Origin of the sequence: Arthrobacter cupressi, assembly GCF_900099975.1 — a bacterium.
Lineage (GTDB): Bacteria > Actinomycetota > Actinomycetes > Actinomycetales > Micrococcaceae > Arthrobacter > Arthrobacter cupressi.
The window spans coordinates 15,469-30,488 of sequence record NZ_FNEI01000012.1 but is presented as its reverse complement, the minus strand read 5'-3'; the positions used below and the strand labels follow the sequence as shown (position 1 = coordinate 30,488).

Annotated in this window: 14 protein-coding genes; 2 read left to right on the top strand and 12 right to left on the bottom strand. The window is 64.6% G+C overall.

Features of this window, described 5'->3' with window-relative positions; translation table 11 throughout:
• Nucleotides 1-96: 96 nt before the first annotated feature.
• From BLP88_RS13800 to BLP88_RS13775, 6 genes are all read right to left on the bottom strand, one after another.
• Entirely contained in the window at nt 97-975 is an 879-nt protein-coding gene (locus BLP88_RS13800; protein ID WP_074590076.1) for an ABC transporter ATP-binding protein, read from the bottom strand.
• A complete protein-coding gene (locus tag BLP88_RS13795) occupies nt 962-1,795 on the bottom strand; it encodes an ABC transporter permease (protein WP_245679872.1) in 834 nt (277 codons plus the stop codon). The genes BLP88_RS13800 and BLP88_RS13795 overlap by 14 nt, the downstream gene beginning before the upstream one ends.
• Before the next feature lie 47 nt (nt 1,796-1,842).
• Complete coding sequence (locus BLP88_RS13790; RefSeq protein ID WP_074590073.1) at nt 1,843-3,588, bottom strand: glycosyltransferase family 4 protein; 1,746 nt, start codon at nt 3,586-3,588, stop codon at nt 1,843-1,845.
• The gene (locus BLP88_RS13785; RefSeq protein ID WP_074590071.1) at nt 3,585-4,844 is read right to left on the bottom strand and encodes a glycosyltransferase family 4 protein; all 1,260 of its coding nucleotides are present in this window, start codon (nt 4,842-4,844) and stop codon (nt 3,585-3,587) included. The genes BLP88_RS13790 and BLP88_RS13785 overlap by 4 nt, the downstream gene beginning before the upstream one ends.
• Before the next feature lie 5 nt (nt 4,845-4,849).
• Complete coding sequence (locus tag BLP88_RS13780; RefSeq protein ID WP_175453565.1) at nt 4,850-5,188, bottom strand: hypothetical protein; 339 nt, start codon at nt 5,186-5,188, stop codon at nt 4,850-4,852.
• Nucleotides 5,189-5,721: 533 nt separating this feature from the next.
• The gene (locus BLP88_RS13775; RefSeq protein ID WP_074590067.1) at nt 5,722-6,771 is read right to left on the bottom strand and encodes an LCP family protein; all 1,050 of its coding nucleotides are present in this window, start codon (nt 6,769-6,771) and stop codon (nt 5,722-5,724) included.
• A 122-nt stretch (nt 6,772-6,893) separates the two neighbouring features.
• On the opposite strand from BLP88_RS13775, the gene BLP88_RS13770 reads away from it, so the two are divergent.
• Nucleotides 6,894-7,394, top strand: coding sequence for a DUF3515 domain-containing protein (locus tag BLP88_RS13770; protein WP_074590065.1), 501 nt, complete (start codon nt 6,894-6,896; stop codon nt 7,392-7,394).
• 48 nt (nt 7,395-7,442) lie between these two features.
• Here the strand turns inward: BLP88_RS13770 and BLP88_RS13765 are convergent, their stop codons facing one another.
• The 5 genes from BLP88_RS13765 to BLP88_RS13745 all read right to left on the bottom strand — a co-directional run bounded on the left by BLP88_RS13765 (nt 7,443) and on the right by BLP88_RS13745 (nt 12,704).
• On the bottom strand, nt 7,443-8,591 hold the full coding sequence (locus tag BLP88_RS13765) for a D-alanine--D-alanine ligase family protein (RefSeq protein WP_074590063.1): 1,149 nt from the start codon (nt 8,589-8,591) through the stop codon (nt 7,443-7,445).
• 2 nt (nt 8,592-8,593) lie between these two features.
• Nucleotides 8,594-9,643, bottom strand: a complete 1,050-nt coding sequence (locus tag BLP88_RS13760; RefSeq protein ID WP_074590061.1) for an NAD(P)H-dependent glycerol-3-phosphate dehydrogenase — start codon at nt 9,641-9,643, stop codon at nt 8,594-8,596.
• Nucleotides 9,640-10,491 carry a lysophospholipid acyltransferase family protein gene (locus tag BLP88_RS13755; RefSeq protein WP_084111209.1) on the bottom strand — a complete coding sequence of 284 codons (852 nt, stop codon included), beginning with the start codon at nt 10,489-10,491 and terminating at the stop codon, nt 9,640-9,642. The genes BLP88_RS13760 and BLP88_RS13755 overlap by 4 nt, the downstream gene beginning before the upstream one ends.
• A gap of 12 nt (nt 10,492-10,503) precedes the next feature.
• Nucleotides 10,504-11,829 carry a UDP-N-acetylglucosamine 1-carboxyvinyltransferase gene (murA, locus tag BLP88_RS13750; protein WP_074590059.1) on the bottom strand — a complete coding sequence of 442 codons (1,326 nt, stop codon included), beginning with the start codon at nt 11,827-11,829 and terminating at the stop codon, nt 10,504-10,506.
• A gap of 131 nt (nt 11,830-11,960) precedes the next feature.
• The gene (locus BLP88_RS13745) at nt 11,961-12,704 is read right to left on the bottom strand and encodes a DUF6270 domain-containing protein (protein WP_074590057.1); all 744 of its coding nucleotides are present in this window, start codon (nt 12,702-12,704) and stop codon (nt 11,961-11,963) included.
• Nucleotides 12,705-12,969: 265 nt separating this feature from the next.
• Here BLP88_RS13745 and BLP88_RS13740 point away from each other — a divergent pair, with 265 nt between their 5' ends.
• Nucleotides 12,970-14,334 carry a hypothetical protein gene (locus BLP88_RS13740; protein WP_175453564.1) on the top strand — a complete coding sequence of 455 codons (1,365 nt, stop codon included), beginning with the start codon at nt 12,970-12,972 and terminating at the stop codon, nt 14,332-14,334.
• Nucleotides 14,335-14,414: 80 nt separating this feature from the next.
• On the opposite strand, the gene leuD is transcribed toward BLP88_RS13740, so the two are convergent.
• Nucleotides 14,415-15,014 (bottom strand): 3-isopropylmalate dehydratase small subunit, encoded by a 600-nt coding sequence (gene leuD / locus BLP88_RS13735; protein ID WP_074590054.1) that lies wholly within the window; start codon nt 15,012-15,014, stop codon nt 14,415-14,417.
• Nucleotides 15,015-15,020: the final 6 nt, after the last annotated feature.

The window sequence follows — 15,020 nt, the reverse complement described above, 5'->3', positions numbered from 1 at the left end:
CTGAATTTCGGCGGCGCCATTCTTGGAACTGCCTTGGACCGCCTCGTCTTAAATGCCAAACTGCAGTCCTAATGTCTGCGAGGCTGAGCCCTTCCCTCAACGGATGCTCCTGCGCCCGCGCTCCGACTCTTGGATCTCAACAGCCTGCATCTCACGACGAGCAGCGCGTTTCGTTTTGTCGGCGCCGGCAAGATCTCCCCTGCGCAATTGTTCGATAAAGCGCTCATACAGTTTGATCACGGCTTCCGGTTCGCCGTCATGGAGGAAATCTCCCTTATCGAGCCAAATCACGCGATTGCACAAGTCTCTGATTGACTCCATGGCATGACTAACTAAGAACACGCAGCCCGCTTGCTTTCGAAGTTCAGTCATCCTTGCTTTGGTCCGTTGGCTGAACTCGGCGTCACCTGTATTGAGCGCCTCATCCAGAATGAGAATCTCCGGATCGATGGCGGTTGCGATAGCGAACCGCAGACGCGAAGACATTCCCGAAGAATAGGACTTCATAGGAAGGTGTATCGCGCTTCCAAGACCTGAAAGTTCCACGATCTGGTCATACTTGGCGACTACCTGCGTAGGTGTAAGGCCCATTGCCAAGCAGCCAAGATGAATGTTCTCCTCGCCCGGGAGATCAGGCATAAGGGCAGCACTTACACCCAGCGCAACGGGCGTATTCGTAGCAAGGACTGAGCCTGTGGTTGGCCGCTCGTTCCCTCCGATTAGCCGCATCAGAGTGCTTTTACCCGATCCATTTCTACCGATAACGCCGATCGTTTCACCATGTGAGGCCACCATGGACATCGGCTTCAAGGCGTGAACCGTGGCCATCCGCTGCCCGGGAGTGAGCCGCTTTATCAACTTTGACCATGCAGGGTCCCCCGAGGGGTTCGATTCATTCGTGGCTACCTTGTAAGTCATGCTGACGTTATCGATAACCACTGCCGGGTCAGAAACGAATTGGTTAGTCGCGTCCATAGGATTCCTCACCCCGCCAGAAGAACACGAGACCCATGATCAGGGTCACCAGGGACCACAGCGCGAGTATTAACCAGGACTGCGTAGCCGGCAGGCGATTGTAGATGAGGCAATCGCGGGCCATGTCCAACACGCGAAACATCGGGTTAATCTCAAGAATTGTCTTTATTATCGGATGATCAGCGAACCTATCCGGAGAAAAGAAGACCGCAGAAATATATAGCCAGACCCGCATGGCGAAGGCGACCAGGTGCGTGACATCCCGCGCGAAAGAGACAATTCTCGCGAGGATAAGAGAAACGCCCAAGTGAAAAGTCGTTTGGAGCACAAGGATCGGTACTAGCAGAAGCCACTTCTCTGATATCACTTCAGCAGGAGGGAAAGCAACGATAAGTAAGAGGACCACCAGCATCCCCGGAACCATCGACATGGCTTCGCGCAAGTTGCTCGCCAAAGGAAGCACCGCCCGTGGAAAAGGAAAAGCTCGAAGAATCCGCAGGTTGCCGCTGATCGAACGGGAGGCCGCGTTGATCGTCCTCGTACTGAAGTTGAAGAGATACACACCAATCAAGAGGTATGCCACAAAATTCTCAATGCCTTTTCCGGTTCCAAGCATGACCCCAAAAACGAAGTAATAAGTGGCGCCAGAAAGTAGCGGGTTCAAGATCAGCCAAAGGCTGCCCAACCGATCCTGAACATGGCTATGCATGACACGTGCCCTCGCATCGAAAAATACAAAGTGGCGGTAATCCCAGAGCCGCACGAGATAGTCGATGAATGTCGGCCTCCCGCCGACCTCACTGAGCGTGCGCAGGCTCACTCTAGTTTCAACAACGTCCGGCTCAGGAAGCGTATGTCCGCGAGAATTCATATGGACCATCCTAGGCTCTCAGTTGTCTCGACGAATCGGAGGTGGTTTGCCCTCCAGGTCCTGGTCTCCAGGACGGTCTTGCGCCCGGCGGCGCCGAGCTTTTCCCGCAGGTCCTGTGAACCGAGAAGGTCTGCGATCCGCGCGGCCAGATCTTCCGGGTCCCCGGCTGATGCCAGCAGGCCCGTTACGCCGTCTTCGACGATCTCGGCCAGGGCCGGAAGCCGGCTGGCCACCACGGGCCGGGCGCTGGCCATGGCCTCCACCGGCTTCAATGGTGTCACGTCCCGCGCGACGGACAGGTCCTTCCGCGGGACTAGGAACACATCCAGGGCCTGGTGGTAGAGCTGCGCCCGGTCCCGCGGGACCCTTCCGGTGAACACCGTCCGGTGTTCCAGCCCGGCGGTGCGTACCTGTTCGCGCAGTGCCGGCAGCGCCACGCCGTCGCCCACTACCAGCAGCTTCAGCTGCGGATGCCGGGGCGCGAGCAGCGCAAACGCGGCGACCAGGTCGTCAATGCCTTCGTAGGCCACCAGGCTGCTGACCGTCCCGATGTGCAAAGACTCCGGGTCGAGGCTGAGCTGCCGCCTGGCGTCCGCGGCCGTCCGCGGTTCCTCCAGGAAGCCGCCGCCCACGGCGTTCGGGGCGACGAGCACCTTCTCCCCCGGCACCCCGGCGGACACGATGTTCCCCTTCATCGCTGCGCCCAGGGTCACCACCAGGTCCGCAGACCGCATGGCTTCGGCTTCGCGTTCCTGGAACAGCCGGTAGCGCTGGCTTTGCTTGGCTTCCGGACCCCGGGTGGACGCCCAGGTGTCGGCGAGCTGGCCCCGCACCTCGTAGACCCAGGGGATGCCGAGGGCTTCGGCCACCGCGCGGGTGACCAGGGCGTTCACGTAGTGAGTGGTGGTGTGCAACACGGCCGGCCGGAATTCGAGGGCGACATCCAGCAAGGCCTCGGCCTGCTGCTGCAGACGGCCGTCGATGGTGGGCGCCAGGCGCGGCGGCAGCAGCCGCTGGTAGGTGATCCCGTCCACCACATCGCGGTGGCGGGCCGCGAGCTTGCCGACCTGCACGGGGTAGCCCACCCTGGTGACGGCCATGGTGTCCCACCCGGCGTCCTTCTGGGCCAGGAGGACCGAATGCGAGCGTTGGGCGTAGCCACTGGCGGTGTGCGGCAGCGAATTCGTCAGGACATGGAGCACGCGGCGCGGGTGCGCCTCATACGGTACAGGCGCGAGCGTGGGCGCCCACCCCTCGAGCAGCCGCAATTCCGCGGCGAGCCGCCGGCCCTGCCGGCGTTCGGCCCCGCTGGTGGCGCCTTCCAGGATCCCGACGGCGGAACCCGGCTCGCCGTCGTACCAGAAACGGCGTGCCCGGACGGCACGGTCGCGGCGGGCGCCGCTCGAATGGCGGAGGAAGGAATCCGCGAGATCGGGCCGGTTGGCGACCAGCGCGACGTCGGCCATCACCCGGCTGTGTTCGGCGGACAGCCTGCCGCGTTCACGGGCGGCCTCAAGCCGCCGGACCACGTCCTGGTCCTCGCCGGCCATCAGCCCGGCCAGCAGCACGGGCCCCCGGGACGATCCCGGGCCCGCAGCCCGGGTCACAGCTTTGGACAGCCCGCGCACCAGGGACGAGGGCATGCGCCGGGAGACCTGAAGGGCCAGCAGGGCGGGGTCGTCCGCCAGGTGCTCGCGCGCGGTCCTTGCGGCGAGGCGGAGGTTGTTCAGCAGTTCTTTCACCGGCGCCGCGCCCCAGAGGTGGCCAGGACGCCTTCGATTAATTCCATGTAGCGTGCCGCGAGGTAGGGGAAGTCGGCGTGCTCCTTGACCCATTGCCGGCCGTCGCCGTTGCGGATCAGTCTGCCTCGGTCCTTCGCGAGGGAGGTCCACAGTGCGGCCAGGGCCTCGGGGCTGCTTGCCACGATGTCCCCCGCACCAGCGTCTTCGATGATGCGGGCGGCCTCGCCGCGGACCACCGCTGTAACGTGCCGGCCGACGGCGAGCACTTCGTAGGTCTTGGACGGCACGGTGGTCTCGAAGGACTTCCAGTCGTCCCTGAGGGAGACAAGGCAGGTGTCCGCGGAAGCGTACCGTTCCAGGACATCCTTGCCGTGCATCGGATCGTGGAACGTGACCGGCGCGTCCAGTTCGCGGGCCAGTTGCTCCAGTTCCCGGCGCTTCACGCCGCTGCCCACCATGTGCAGGTGCATGGAACCGCCCACCAGGGCGCTGGCCCGGATGGCGATGTCGAGTTTCTGGCTCCTGCCATGGTTGCCCAGGTAGAGCACCTCGAAGGTGTCCCGCTCCAGTGCCGGGGGGTCCAGCGTGGGGATTTGATCCAGCCGCACACCGTTGCTCACGGTGGCGACCTTCGCCAATCCCCGGGCCCTGAGGGTTGCGGCGAAGCCTTCGGTGACGGTGACCACCAGGTCCGCCCGGCGCTGCACGAATTCGACGGCGTGCTCGGCCAGGCTCTTGACCTTGCCTTGGACGAGGCGCGCGTCGCGGGCCAGGTCCGGCCAGGCGTCCCGCATCTCGACGATGAGGGGCACCCGCCGGAGCCTGGAGAGGGCGTAGCCGGCGCCGAGGGTGGGCAGGCTGGGCGCGGTGACGATGACGACGTCGGGCCGCCGGGTCAGCAAGCCGAGCGGCACCGACAGCGCCGCCGAATAGCATTGGTCCAGGAAACGGGCGAGGTGGGAGGCACCGTGCCGCAGGTAGGGAACGCGAACAATCAGCTCCGAGTTGGGGCCCTCTTGGCTGCGCATTGGCCAGCCGGCCTCTTTCCGGGGAAGCTCCCGGCGTCCGTGCGGGGTGTGCGCGACGGGGGCGACGACGTCGACGTCCCAGCCGGCGTCGGCGAATTCCTTGACGAAGGCGCTCCAGCGCCGCTGGGGCGGACTGCTCTCAGGCCAGTAGGAGTGGGTGACGAGCGTCAGGCGCGGCGCGTCCTTGCAGCGCTGCTTCCCAACGCCCGGTTGTGAGGTTGTCTGCATCGGGCTTACTTATGACTCCGGACCAGCGATCGACGGGCTTTAGAGCCGATAAACCGGAAGTAGAGGAATCCGGCCGCCAGCAGGGCGAAAACGGTGATGACCTGCACGTACAGAGGACTGCCGGTAGCCACCGACACCACCGAATCGATGGTCTTTGCAACCGGTTCCGGCAGAGGTACCGAGGCGGCTGCCGTCGGCACCGGAACCTTGGCCTCGGGCGTCGTGCTGGCTGGTGCAGACGGTCCCGGCAGATCCTTCGGGGCGGGCACCACAGGAGCCAGTTCCTGGATCAGTTCTTGAAAACCAGATGTTGGCGAGGAAGAAGCAGGCAACGGGGCGAACACCGGAGCGGGCGCCGGGCCCGTTCCAGACACTGACGGAGGCTGTGGCGCCGGAGGGGGCGTCCCCTCGGGCTGCCCGATAGGTTGCTCCGGTAAGGGTTCGAGCGGCGCTTCAGGAGCCGGGTCAACGGGCGCCGGATCCACTGGCTCCTCGGGAGCCGGGTCGACGGGTGCCGGATCCACTGGCTCCTCAGGGATGGGATCCAGGGGTGACTCTTCCGGAAGGGGATCAACCGGGACCGGCTCCACAACCACCGGATCACTTGCGGGAGCCGTCTCGTCCGCGTGCGCCCCGGCCACTGGAACGCCGAGCGCCAATGCAAACGCGAACGCTGCGGCGCCCCCGCCCACCGCTTTGCGATACTTCCTCATCGTTGCCCCCCGCAGCGATTGCGCCGGTGCCTGCCTTCCGCAAGTGCGGCCCACAGCCCACCCAGCCTGTTAGTCAAAAAAGTTCCGTACGTCCAGTCAATTAACGTCCTGCCCAGCATAATTCACTCCGGGCCGCCGCGCGTCATCGAAGTCCTTGTTCTGGACTAATTGGCGATGCCCTCGGCTTTAAGGTAATCGCCCACTTTGTCCTCTTTCAGGGCCCTTTTCAGGGCGTCGATGGCTGCCTGGTCCGCCACCACGATCGACTGCCCGTCGGCGGACCAGCCGGTGCCACTGTTGGGCAGGGTGAAGCTCTGCACGTCGCCGGAGCGGACGTTGCGCAGTTCGAGGGCGAGCTGGCCCACCGCGACGGCGTCCAGGGTCTGGTCCACCGACACATAAGGAGATACTTCGTCAACCACCGCGCTGATCTTGCCCGGATCGGTCAGGGTTTCGGTGGTCAGGAACTTGCCCAACAGTGCCTTGAGGAAGAGCTGCTGGTTCTTCACGCGCTGATAGTCGCCGTCGGGGAAGGCATAGCGTTCACGGACGAAGACCAGGGCCTTGTCCCCGCTCAGCACCTGCTTGCCCTTGGCGAAGTCGAAGTCCCGGGCGCTGAAGGCGATGGGCACGTTGACTTCCACCCCGCCCAGCGCGTCCGTCATGGACTTGAAGCCTTCGAAGTCGATCACGGCCACATGGTCGATGCGAGTGTCCAGGATGCCTTCAACGGTCTGCACCACCAGGGGGATGCCGCCGAAGGCCATGGCCGCGTTGATCTTGGCGCTGCCGTGGCCGGGGATGTCCACCCAGGTGTCACGCATGATCGAGGTGATGAAGATGTTTTTCCGGTCCGCGGGGATGTGGACCAGCATCATGGAATCAGAGCGCTGGTCCGAGGGGGCGCCCTCTTTGGCGGTGTCCACGGTGGCGGACCGGGAGTCGCTGCCCAGCACCAGGATGTTCGTCGCCTCACCGCCGTTGGGCAGGGCGGGCTTGGTGGGCCGGGTGGACTCTTCGGGGAAGGCGTGCTCGATCTTCTGGGTCTTCGTGTTGAAGCTGTTGGCCAAGTTGTACAGATAGAAGCCGCTGACCGCTCCCGCTACCAGGACCACCGCCAGGAAGCCGAGCAGGACGTTGCGGGCTACATGCGATTTCTTCCGCGGCGCCGGTTCTTCCTGCGTTGCTTCGGGCAGCATTTCGTCGTTGTGCATCCTTGTGTTCCTTTGTCCCCATGGCAAAACCGTTCACGCCATCATCCCACGACCGGCAGGAAAGCCCATCCAGCCTTTCCTCAGGTTCGCCCGCGTGACCGGTGGCCACGTAGGCTTGAGGGGTGAATTTTCCGTCCGCGCAACGATCCCTTCCGAAGGCTGCGGCGCTTGCGGCAGCCGCATCCCTGCTGGCCCTCACCGCCTGCGCGCCCGCCGTGGACGTCAAGGCGGCGGCCGACGCAGCCAATCCGGGTTGCGCACCGATGATGGTGGCGCTGCCGGACGCGATCGGAGACGCCAAACTGCGCAAGACAAACAGCCAGGCGACCGCGGCCTGGGGCGAACCGTCCCAGGTGGTCCTGCGCTGCGGCGTGAATGTTCCCGGCCCCACCACGGACCGCTGCGTCAGCGTCAATGACGTCGACTGGGTGATCAAGGAAGGCAACCCCGTGTGGACCCTGACCACCTACGGCAGGGAGCCCGCCACGGAAATCCTCATGGACCCGAACGTCATCAGCTCCGCCACGGTGCTGGCGGACTTGTCCCAGGCGGCCGGCAAGATCAAAGCCGTCCGCCATTGCGTGGGACAGGAAGACCTGCAGAACCTGCCGAAGAGCAAGTGACGCGCTGCCGCCGTCGGGATTCCCCGACGGCGACAGCAGCCCCGTCCGCTAGCGCAGGCCGGTCTTGCGGTTCAGCGCGAGGTGGATCAGCTCGTCGATCAGCTCCGGGTACGGAAGGCCGGAGGCCGCCCACATCTGCGGGTACATGCTCTTGGGCGTGAACCCGGGCATGGTGTTGATTTCGTTGATGATCAATTCGCCATCCGGGGTGTAGAAGAAGTCCACCCGGCTCAGCCCCTCGGCACCGACGGCGTCGAACGCGGCGGCGGCGAGCTCGCGGACGCGGGCGATCGCTTCCTCCGGCATGTCCGCCGGGCAGCTCAGTGCGGCGGCACCGTCCTCGACGTACTTGGCGGCGAAGTCGTAGAACTCGTGCCCACCGGAGGTGACGGCGATTTCGCCCGGCATGGAGGTCCGCGGCGCGTCCGTGCCGCGACCCTCGAGGACGGCACATTCGATCTCGCGGCCGGTGATTCCTGCTTCGATCACGAGCTTGAGGTCGTGGCGGCGGGCTTCTTCAATGGCGGCGTCGAGCCCGTCGAGCGAGTCCACCTTGGAAATCCCCATCGAGGATCCGGCGCGGGCCGGCTTCACGAACACCGGGTAGCCCAGGCGGTCAACCCGCTTGCGGACGGCTTCGGCGTCGTTGCTCCATTCGCGGTCGGTGACCGCCACGTAGGGCCCAACCTTCAGCCCGGCGGCTTCGAAGACCACCTTCATGAAGTGCTTGTCCATGCCGACGGCGGAAGCCAGCACGCCGGCGCCCACGTAGCGGGTGTCCGAAAGTTCCAGCAGGCCCTGGATGGTTCCGTCCTCGCCCCACGGTCCGTGTAGCAGCGGGAAGACGACGTCCACGGAGCCGAGTTCCTGCGGGACGGCATTAGGTTCAGTGACCACCAGCTGGTGGGTGCCACCAATTTCGGCGAGGGTCACGGTCTTGCCCGAGGGCGCGACTTCCGGCAGTTCCGCCGAGCTCAGCGACCACTGGCTCGGATCCCCGCTGGGAAGAACCCACTGGCCGGTCTTCGCGATCCCGATCGGGACGACGTCGTACTTGCTCTTGTCGATCGCCCCCATCACTCCTGCTGCCGTCACGCAGCTGACGGCGTGCTCGCTGGAGCGGCCGCCGAACAGTACGGCGACGCGCGGCCGGCGGCCGCCGTCGGGGGTTCCGGTCGTCTGGTTCTTTTCGGTCACAGTCAGTAATCGCCTTCGGACTTCAGGGAGCGGGCAAGGAGCCGGGGCCCGAGTTCATCAACGGAAAGTTTGCCTTCCAGCACGGCCACCACGGCCGCCGTGATCGGCATTTCGACGCCGAGACTGACGGCCAGCTCGTTGACAGCGTACCCGGATTTTATGCCCTCCGCCGTTTGGGTCATCTTGGCGGTGACCTCGTCCAGGGTCAGCCCTTCGCCGAGCAACCGGCCCGCCGTGTGGTTGCGGGACAGCGGTGACGAGCAGGTGGCCACAAGGTCGCCCAGCCCGGCGAGCCCGGCCATTGTGTGGACATCGCCGCCGAGGGCGAGGGCCAGGCGGGAGGTCTCTGCAAGGCCGCGGGTGATGACCGAGGCCTTCGTGTTGTCGCCCATCTGTTTGCCTTCGCAGATGCCGACGGCGAGGGCGATCACGTTCTTCACGATCCCGCCGATCTCCACGCCGACGACGTCGGTGCTGGTGTAGGGGCGGAAGTACGGGGCGGTGCAGCAGTGCGCGATCGCCGCGGCCGTGTCCTCGTCACTGCACGCCACCACGGACGCCGTGGGCTCCTGGCGGGCGATCTCCATCGCCAGGTTGGGTCCGGAGACCACGGCCACGCGGCCTTCCGGGATCTCCAGTTCCTCGGCGATCACCTGGCTCATGCGCGAATCCGTGCCCAGTTCCAAGCCCTTCATGAGGGAAACCACGACGGCGCCCGGCGCCACGAGTTCCTTCCATTCCTTGAGCTGGGGGCGCAGTGATTGCGCGGGGACTGCGAGGATCACCAGTTCCGCGCCGTCCAGGACCTCGGCGACGTCGGTCGAGGAGGAGATCGCGGCCGGCAGCGGAGTGTCCTTCAGGTATTGCTCGTTGAGGTGCAGGGTGTTGATCTGCTCCACCACCTCGGGGCGGCGTCCCCAGATCCGGATGCTCCGTTCCTTCCCGGCGGCCGTGGCGGCATCGGCGAGGACCTTGGCGAAGGTGGTCCCCCAGGAGCCGGCGCCCAGGACGGCGACTACCGCGGGTTCCCAGTCGGTGCCGGCCTCAGTCACTTCAGCTCCCCCTTCGCCGTACTTTTGGGCTTCGCTGTGCTGGTGGGCTTCGCCGTGCTGCTGGGCTTCGCCGTGCTGCTGGGCTTCGCCGTGCTGCTGGGCTTTTCGGTGCCGCGGGCCTGGAAGCGGCCCTGTTTGGACTGGTTGTTCGCCGCGGGATCCCAGCGTACGGCCGGGGGTTCTTCGCCGCGGAGTTCGGCCAGGAGCGCGGTAATGGCGTCCATGATCAGCTCGGTGGCCTCGTTCAGCGTGGTCCGGTCCAACGGCCGGTCAGCGAAGCTGCTGAGGTCCAGCGGCTCACCGACCAGTACACGGGACGTCTTCCGCGGGAAGATATGGAAGCGCTTGGCATACCGCGGGAAGACTTCGTGGGCTCCCCAGTGCGCCATGGGAACCACCGGGGCGCCAGTCTGGATGGCCAGCCGCGCGGCGCCGGTGTGGCCCTTCATCGGCCACAGTCCGGGATCGCGTGTCAGGGTGCCTTCGGGGTAGATGATGATGGCACCGCCGGCGTCCACCACCTCCTGGGCTGCCTGCAGCGAGCGGTTCGCACCCGCCGTCGAGCGTTCCACCGGAATCTGGCGGGTGGCGCGCAGGAGGGAACCGAGAACCGGTGCCTTGAACAACCCTGCCTTGGCGAGGAAGTGCGGGGGCCGCTTCTGGTTGTACAGCATGTGCCCGATCACGATGGGATCGATCTCGGTGCAATGGTTGGGCGCGGCGATGAAGCCGCCCTTGGGAAGCTTCCCCGCGCCTTCCCATTTCTTGGCCATCAGGATGTTCATCAACGGCCGTGCAATCCCCGCGAGGAGCACGAACGTGGCACGGCTCTTGGCCGGTTCCTTCAAAGGGTCCCCCGCTTACTTGGATTCGGTGATGTCGAAATCTGCGCCGAGGCCGGCGAGCTTTTCGGTGAAGCGCTCGTAGCCGCGGTTGATGATGTCAATGCCGGTGACGCGGGAGGTTCCGGTTGCCGCCAGGGCGGCGATGAGGTGGCTGAATCCGCCGCGGAGGTCGGGGATGTCGATATCGGTGCCCTTCAGGGGCGTGGGGCCGGAGATCACAGCCGAATGCAGGAAGTTTCGCTGGCCGAAGCGGCACGGGACGCTGCCCAGGCATTCGCGGTGCACTTGGATAGTGGCGCCCATGCGGCTCAGTGCTTCCGTGAAGCCGAAGCGGTTTTCATACACGGTTTCGTGGACGATCGAGACGCCTTCGGCCTGGGTCAGGGCGACCACGAGCGGCTGCTGCCAGTCGGTCATGAAGCCCGGGTGCACATCGGTTTCCAGGACCAGCGGGCTCAGCTTGCCGCCCGGGTGGTAGAAACGGATGCCGTCCTCGCGAATATCCATGCCGCCGCCCACCTTGCGGTAGGTGTTGAGGAAGGTCATCATGTCGCGCTGGGATGCGCCTTCGACGAAGATGTCGCCGCGGGTCACCAGTGCCGCCGAGGCCCAGGACGCAGCCTCGTTGCGGTCCGCCAGGGCGCGGTGGTCGTAGCCGCCCAGATCCTTGACGCCCTCGATCCGGATGGTGCGATCCGTCTGGACGCTGATGATGGCGCCCATCTTCTGGAGCACGGCGATGAGGTCGATGACCTCGGGTTCAGTGGCCGCGCCGCTGAGTTCCGTGATGCCCTCCGCGCGGGTGGCGCTGAGCAGCACCTGCTCCGTGGCGCCGACGGACGGATAGGGCAGGGAGATCTTGGCACCTTGCAGGCCCTTGGGCGCGGAAATGTGGATGCCGCCGGGGCGCTTTTCCACCACGGCACCGAACTGGCGCAGCACGTTCAGGTGGAAGTCGATGGGACGGTCCCCGATCTTGCAGCCGCCGAGGTCCGGGATAAACGCCTCGCCGATCGCGTGGATCAGCGGGCCGCAGAGCAGGATCGGGATGCGCGAGTCCCCGGCATGGGCGTCGATCGCCGTGCTGGACGCAGTCTTGGCGTCCTTGGGGTCCAGGGTCAGGTCGCCCGTGACAGGATCCTTTTCCACGGTCACGCCGTGGAGTTTCAGCAGGCTGGTGACAACTTCGACGTCCTTGATTTCCGGGACATTGCGGAGCACCGAAGGCTCGCTTCCCAGCAAGGACGCGACCATCGCCTTGGGCACCAGGTTCTTCGCGCCACGGACGGTAACCCGGCCGGCCAGCGGCACACCGCCGCGGATTGTCAGGACACTGCTCATCTATACCGTTTCCTCACGAGTTGATGCCCCCATACTGCCGAGGGCTCAAGCTAAGCATAGAAGCTGGGGTTAATGATCTGAAATGCGGCGGGCGCCGGGCCCGGGTCTCCTGTCCCCTGGAAGCAACCCTGTTATGCGACTGCGACGCCGGCGGCCGCTGACGCCATCTGCCCGGCAATCCACTGCCTCGCGGCGGATCCGAAATGGTACGGGGACGGGCCCCATTTGTGGCTGGATTCGGAAACCCGCAGTTCCGGCGGGAGCGTCGCAACCGTGTATCCGAGGCTCCGGATGTGTGCACAGCATTCGGCGAGATAGGCGTTCAGTTCAACGTCCTGGGCGCTGTCCCGGAAGGGCGGAACAGCTTCCCCGTGCTCCGTCACCCGCGCCCACGGGGTGTTCAGGACGAGGGTCTTGTCACGCAGCCCCATGGCCGTGAGGGAGCCGAAAAGGCGGTTCGCAGCGGACTCCCACAGGGTCCAGTGCTCCTCGGTTGCTGGAGCGATTCGTCGAGCTTTTCCTGCGATTCCCGCAGGCAGGGGGGACTTCATGAGCTCCGGGGAACGGGTCACATAGTTCCCGTCAGGGAGGCGTATCACCCCCAGCCTCTCATCTGTCAGATCAATAACCAGCAGATCGGCTTCGGGTGCGTAGCGCTGAAGTGTTGGCAGGAGATTGGATTTCAGGTCTCCGTTGAGGGAGCGGTTCTGGAGTGCCGAGCCAAGCGTCTCTTCGGTGAGAAGGGCGGTGGGCCGTGAAAGGGCACTGATCATGGACTGACGAGCAATGTAGGCGAGCAATGCGTAATCGGAACCAAGGTCTTCGAACGGATCCCTGGACACACTGCTGCCGTAGATCATCAGGTTTTTGTGCATTGAAGAACCTTAACAGAGGGCCGTTCCGCAACCGGAATTTGCATGGTCACTTGTACACCGCATGCGCCGAGACCTACTCGCTGCGAATCCGGTGCCAGCCCAAGGCTTTCGGCCGCTAGAATCACGAAGTCCGCCGTTCGCGGACACGGAATGCGCGGTCATTGACCGCATGAACTGGGGGCACCACTTGATTTTCAAGAATCCAAGATTCAAAGCACAGCTCGCAAAGGTGACCGTCGCAGCAGCGGCTTTAAGTATGTTGTCGTTGGCAGCGCCGCAGACAACTTTTGCGGCGTCGGACATCTCGGCACCGGTGCTGGTTTCCTCGAGCGTGACACCGCAATCACTGGACATCGCCACAGGCCCGACAACCGCCAAGGTAACTGTCCGGCTAACCGACCAGACCGGCACTCAAGCACCCACCCTGATCGCCAGCCACGACGAAAGCGGCCAAACCCAAGGCTTCGGAAGCATGACCTTGGTCTCGGGCACCGTCCAGGACGGAATCTGGGAACGATCAATCACGATCCCCGAAGGCTCGGCCACAGGAGCCTGGACCGTGACCCTCTACCCCTTGCGCGACACACTCGGCAACAACTCCAGCAGCTTCCAATACCTCGCCACACTCACCGTCATTGGCGCAGTTTCTGACGTCGCCGGTCCGGTGCTGGTTTCCTCGAGCGTGACACCGCAATCACTGGACATCGCCACAGGCCCGGCAACCGCCAAGGTAACTGTCCGGCTCACCGACCAGACCGGCACCCAAGCACCCACCCTGATCACCAGCCACGACGAAAGCGGCCAAACCCAAGGCTTCGGAGGCATGACCTTGGTCTCGGGCACCGTCCAGGACGGAATCTGGGAACGATCAATCACGATCCCCGAAGGCTCGGCCACAGGAACCTGGACCGTGACCCTCTACCCCTTGCGCGACACCCTCGGAAACAACACAACAGGCTTCAAAGACCTCGCCACACTCAACATCACTGGGGCCGTCTCGGACACCGCTGCGCCCGTCCTAGCTTCCTCGAGCGTGACACCGCAAGCACTGGACATCGCCACAGGCCCGGCAACCGCCAAAGTAAGCGTCCGGCTCACCGACCAGACCGGCACCCAGGCACCCACCCTGATCGCCAGCCACGACCAGAGCGGTCAAACCCAAGGCTTCGGAAGCATGACCCTGGTCTCAGGCACCGCCCAGGACGGAACCTGGGAACGATCCATCACGATCCCCCAAGGCTCGGCCACCGGATCCTGGACCATAACCCTCTACCCGCTGCGCGACACACTCGGCAACAACACCAGCAGCTTCCAAGACCTCGCCACACTCACCGTGTCAGCAACGGCTCCGGACCTGCCCTTGACGGTGGCACCAATGCCGACGATCAGTGGAACCACCAAGGTCGGCTACACCCTCACCGCCGTCCCCGGAACCTGGTCCCCCGCACCCGTGACCCTGAGCTACCAGTGGTACAGGTCAGGCACACCTATCACCGCAGCAACCGCCACGAGCTACAAACTCACCGCCAGCGACGCCGGCAAACCCATCACCGTGCGCGTCACCGGGCGCAAAACCGGATACACAGCGGCAGCCAAGACCTCCTCGCCCACCGTGTCCGTCGTCCGGTAATCCGGAAGGACTAACGCGGGTAGCAAGAACGCCGCCGTCGAATGGTTTATTCGACGGCGGCGTTCCCTTTTGAAACGGCGTCAGCTGCGCGCAGGCAGGGTCTTCGGCTTGAAGGAGGGACGCGTGGCTTCGTACGCCGTGATGTCCTCTTCGTGCTGCAGGGTCAGGCCGATGTCATCCAGGCCTTCCAGCAGGCGCCAGCGCGTGTAGTCGTCGATGTCGAAGGGTGCCACGACGTTGCCGCATTCCACCGTCTTGGAAACCAGGTCCACCTTGACCTCGGTGCCGGGGTTGGTTTCCAGCACCTTCCAGATGAGCTCGATGTCGTCCTGAGCCACCTGTGCGGCCAGGAGACCCTGCTTGCCGGAGTTACCGCGGAAGATGTCGGCGAAGCGGGAGGAAAGTACGGCTTTGAAGCCGTAGTCCTTCAGCGCCCAGACGGCGTGTTCGCGGGAGGAACCGGTGCCGAAGTCGGGCCCGGCCACCAGCACGGAGCCGGCGTTGAACGGTTCCTGGTTCAAGATGAAGGATTCATCCTTGCGCCAGCCGGCAAAGAGGGCGTCCTCGAAGCCTGTGCGGGTGATGCGCTTCAGGTAGACGGCGGGGATGATCTGGTCCGTGTCCACATTGCTCTGGCGCAGGGGGACACCGATGCCGGTGTGGGTGGTGAACTTTTCCAAGGGGTC

Bases quoted from the DNA above. Each gene is read 5' to 3' on its own strand.
- BLP88_RS13775 (WP_074590067.1), bottom strand. From the start codon at position 6,771: ATGCACAACGACGAAATGCTGCCCGAAGCAACGCAGGAAGAACCGGCG.
- BLP88_RS13800 (WP_074590076.1), bottom strand. From the start codon at position 975: ATGGACGCGACTAACCAATTCGTTTCTGACCCGGCAGTGGTTATCGAT.
- BLP88_RS13785 (WP_074590071.1), bottom strand. From the start codon at position 4,844: ATGCAGACAACCTCACAACCGGGCGTTGGGAAGCAGCGCTGCAAGGAC.
- murA (WP_074590059.1), bottom strand. From the start codon at position 11,829: ATGAGCAGTGTCCTGACAATCCGCGGCGGTGTGCCGCTGGCCGGCCGG.
- BLP88_RS13745 (WP_074590057.1), bottom strand. From the start codon at position 12,704: ATGCACAAAAACCTGATGATCTACGGCAGCAGTGTGTCCAGGGATCCG.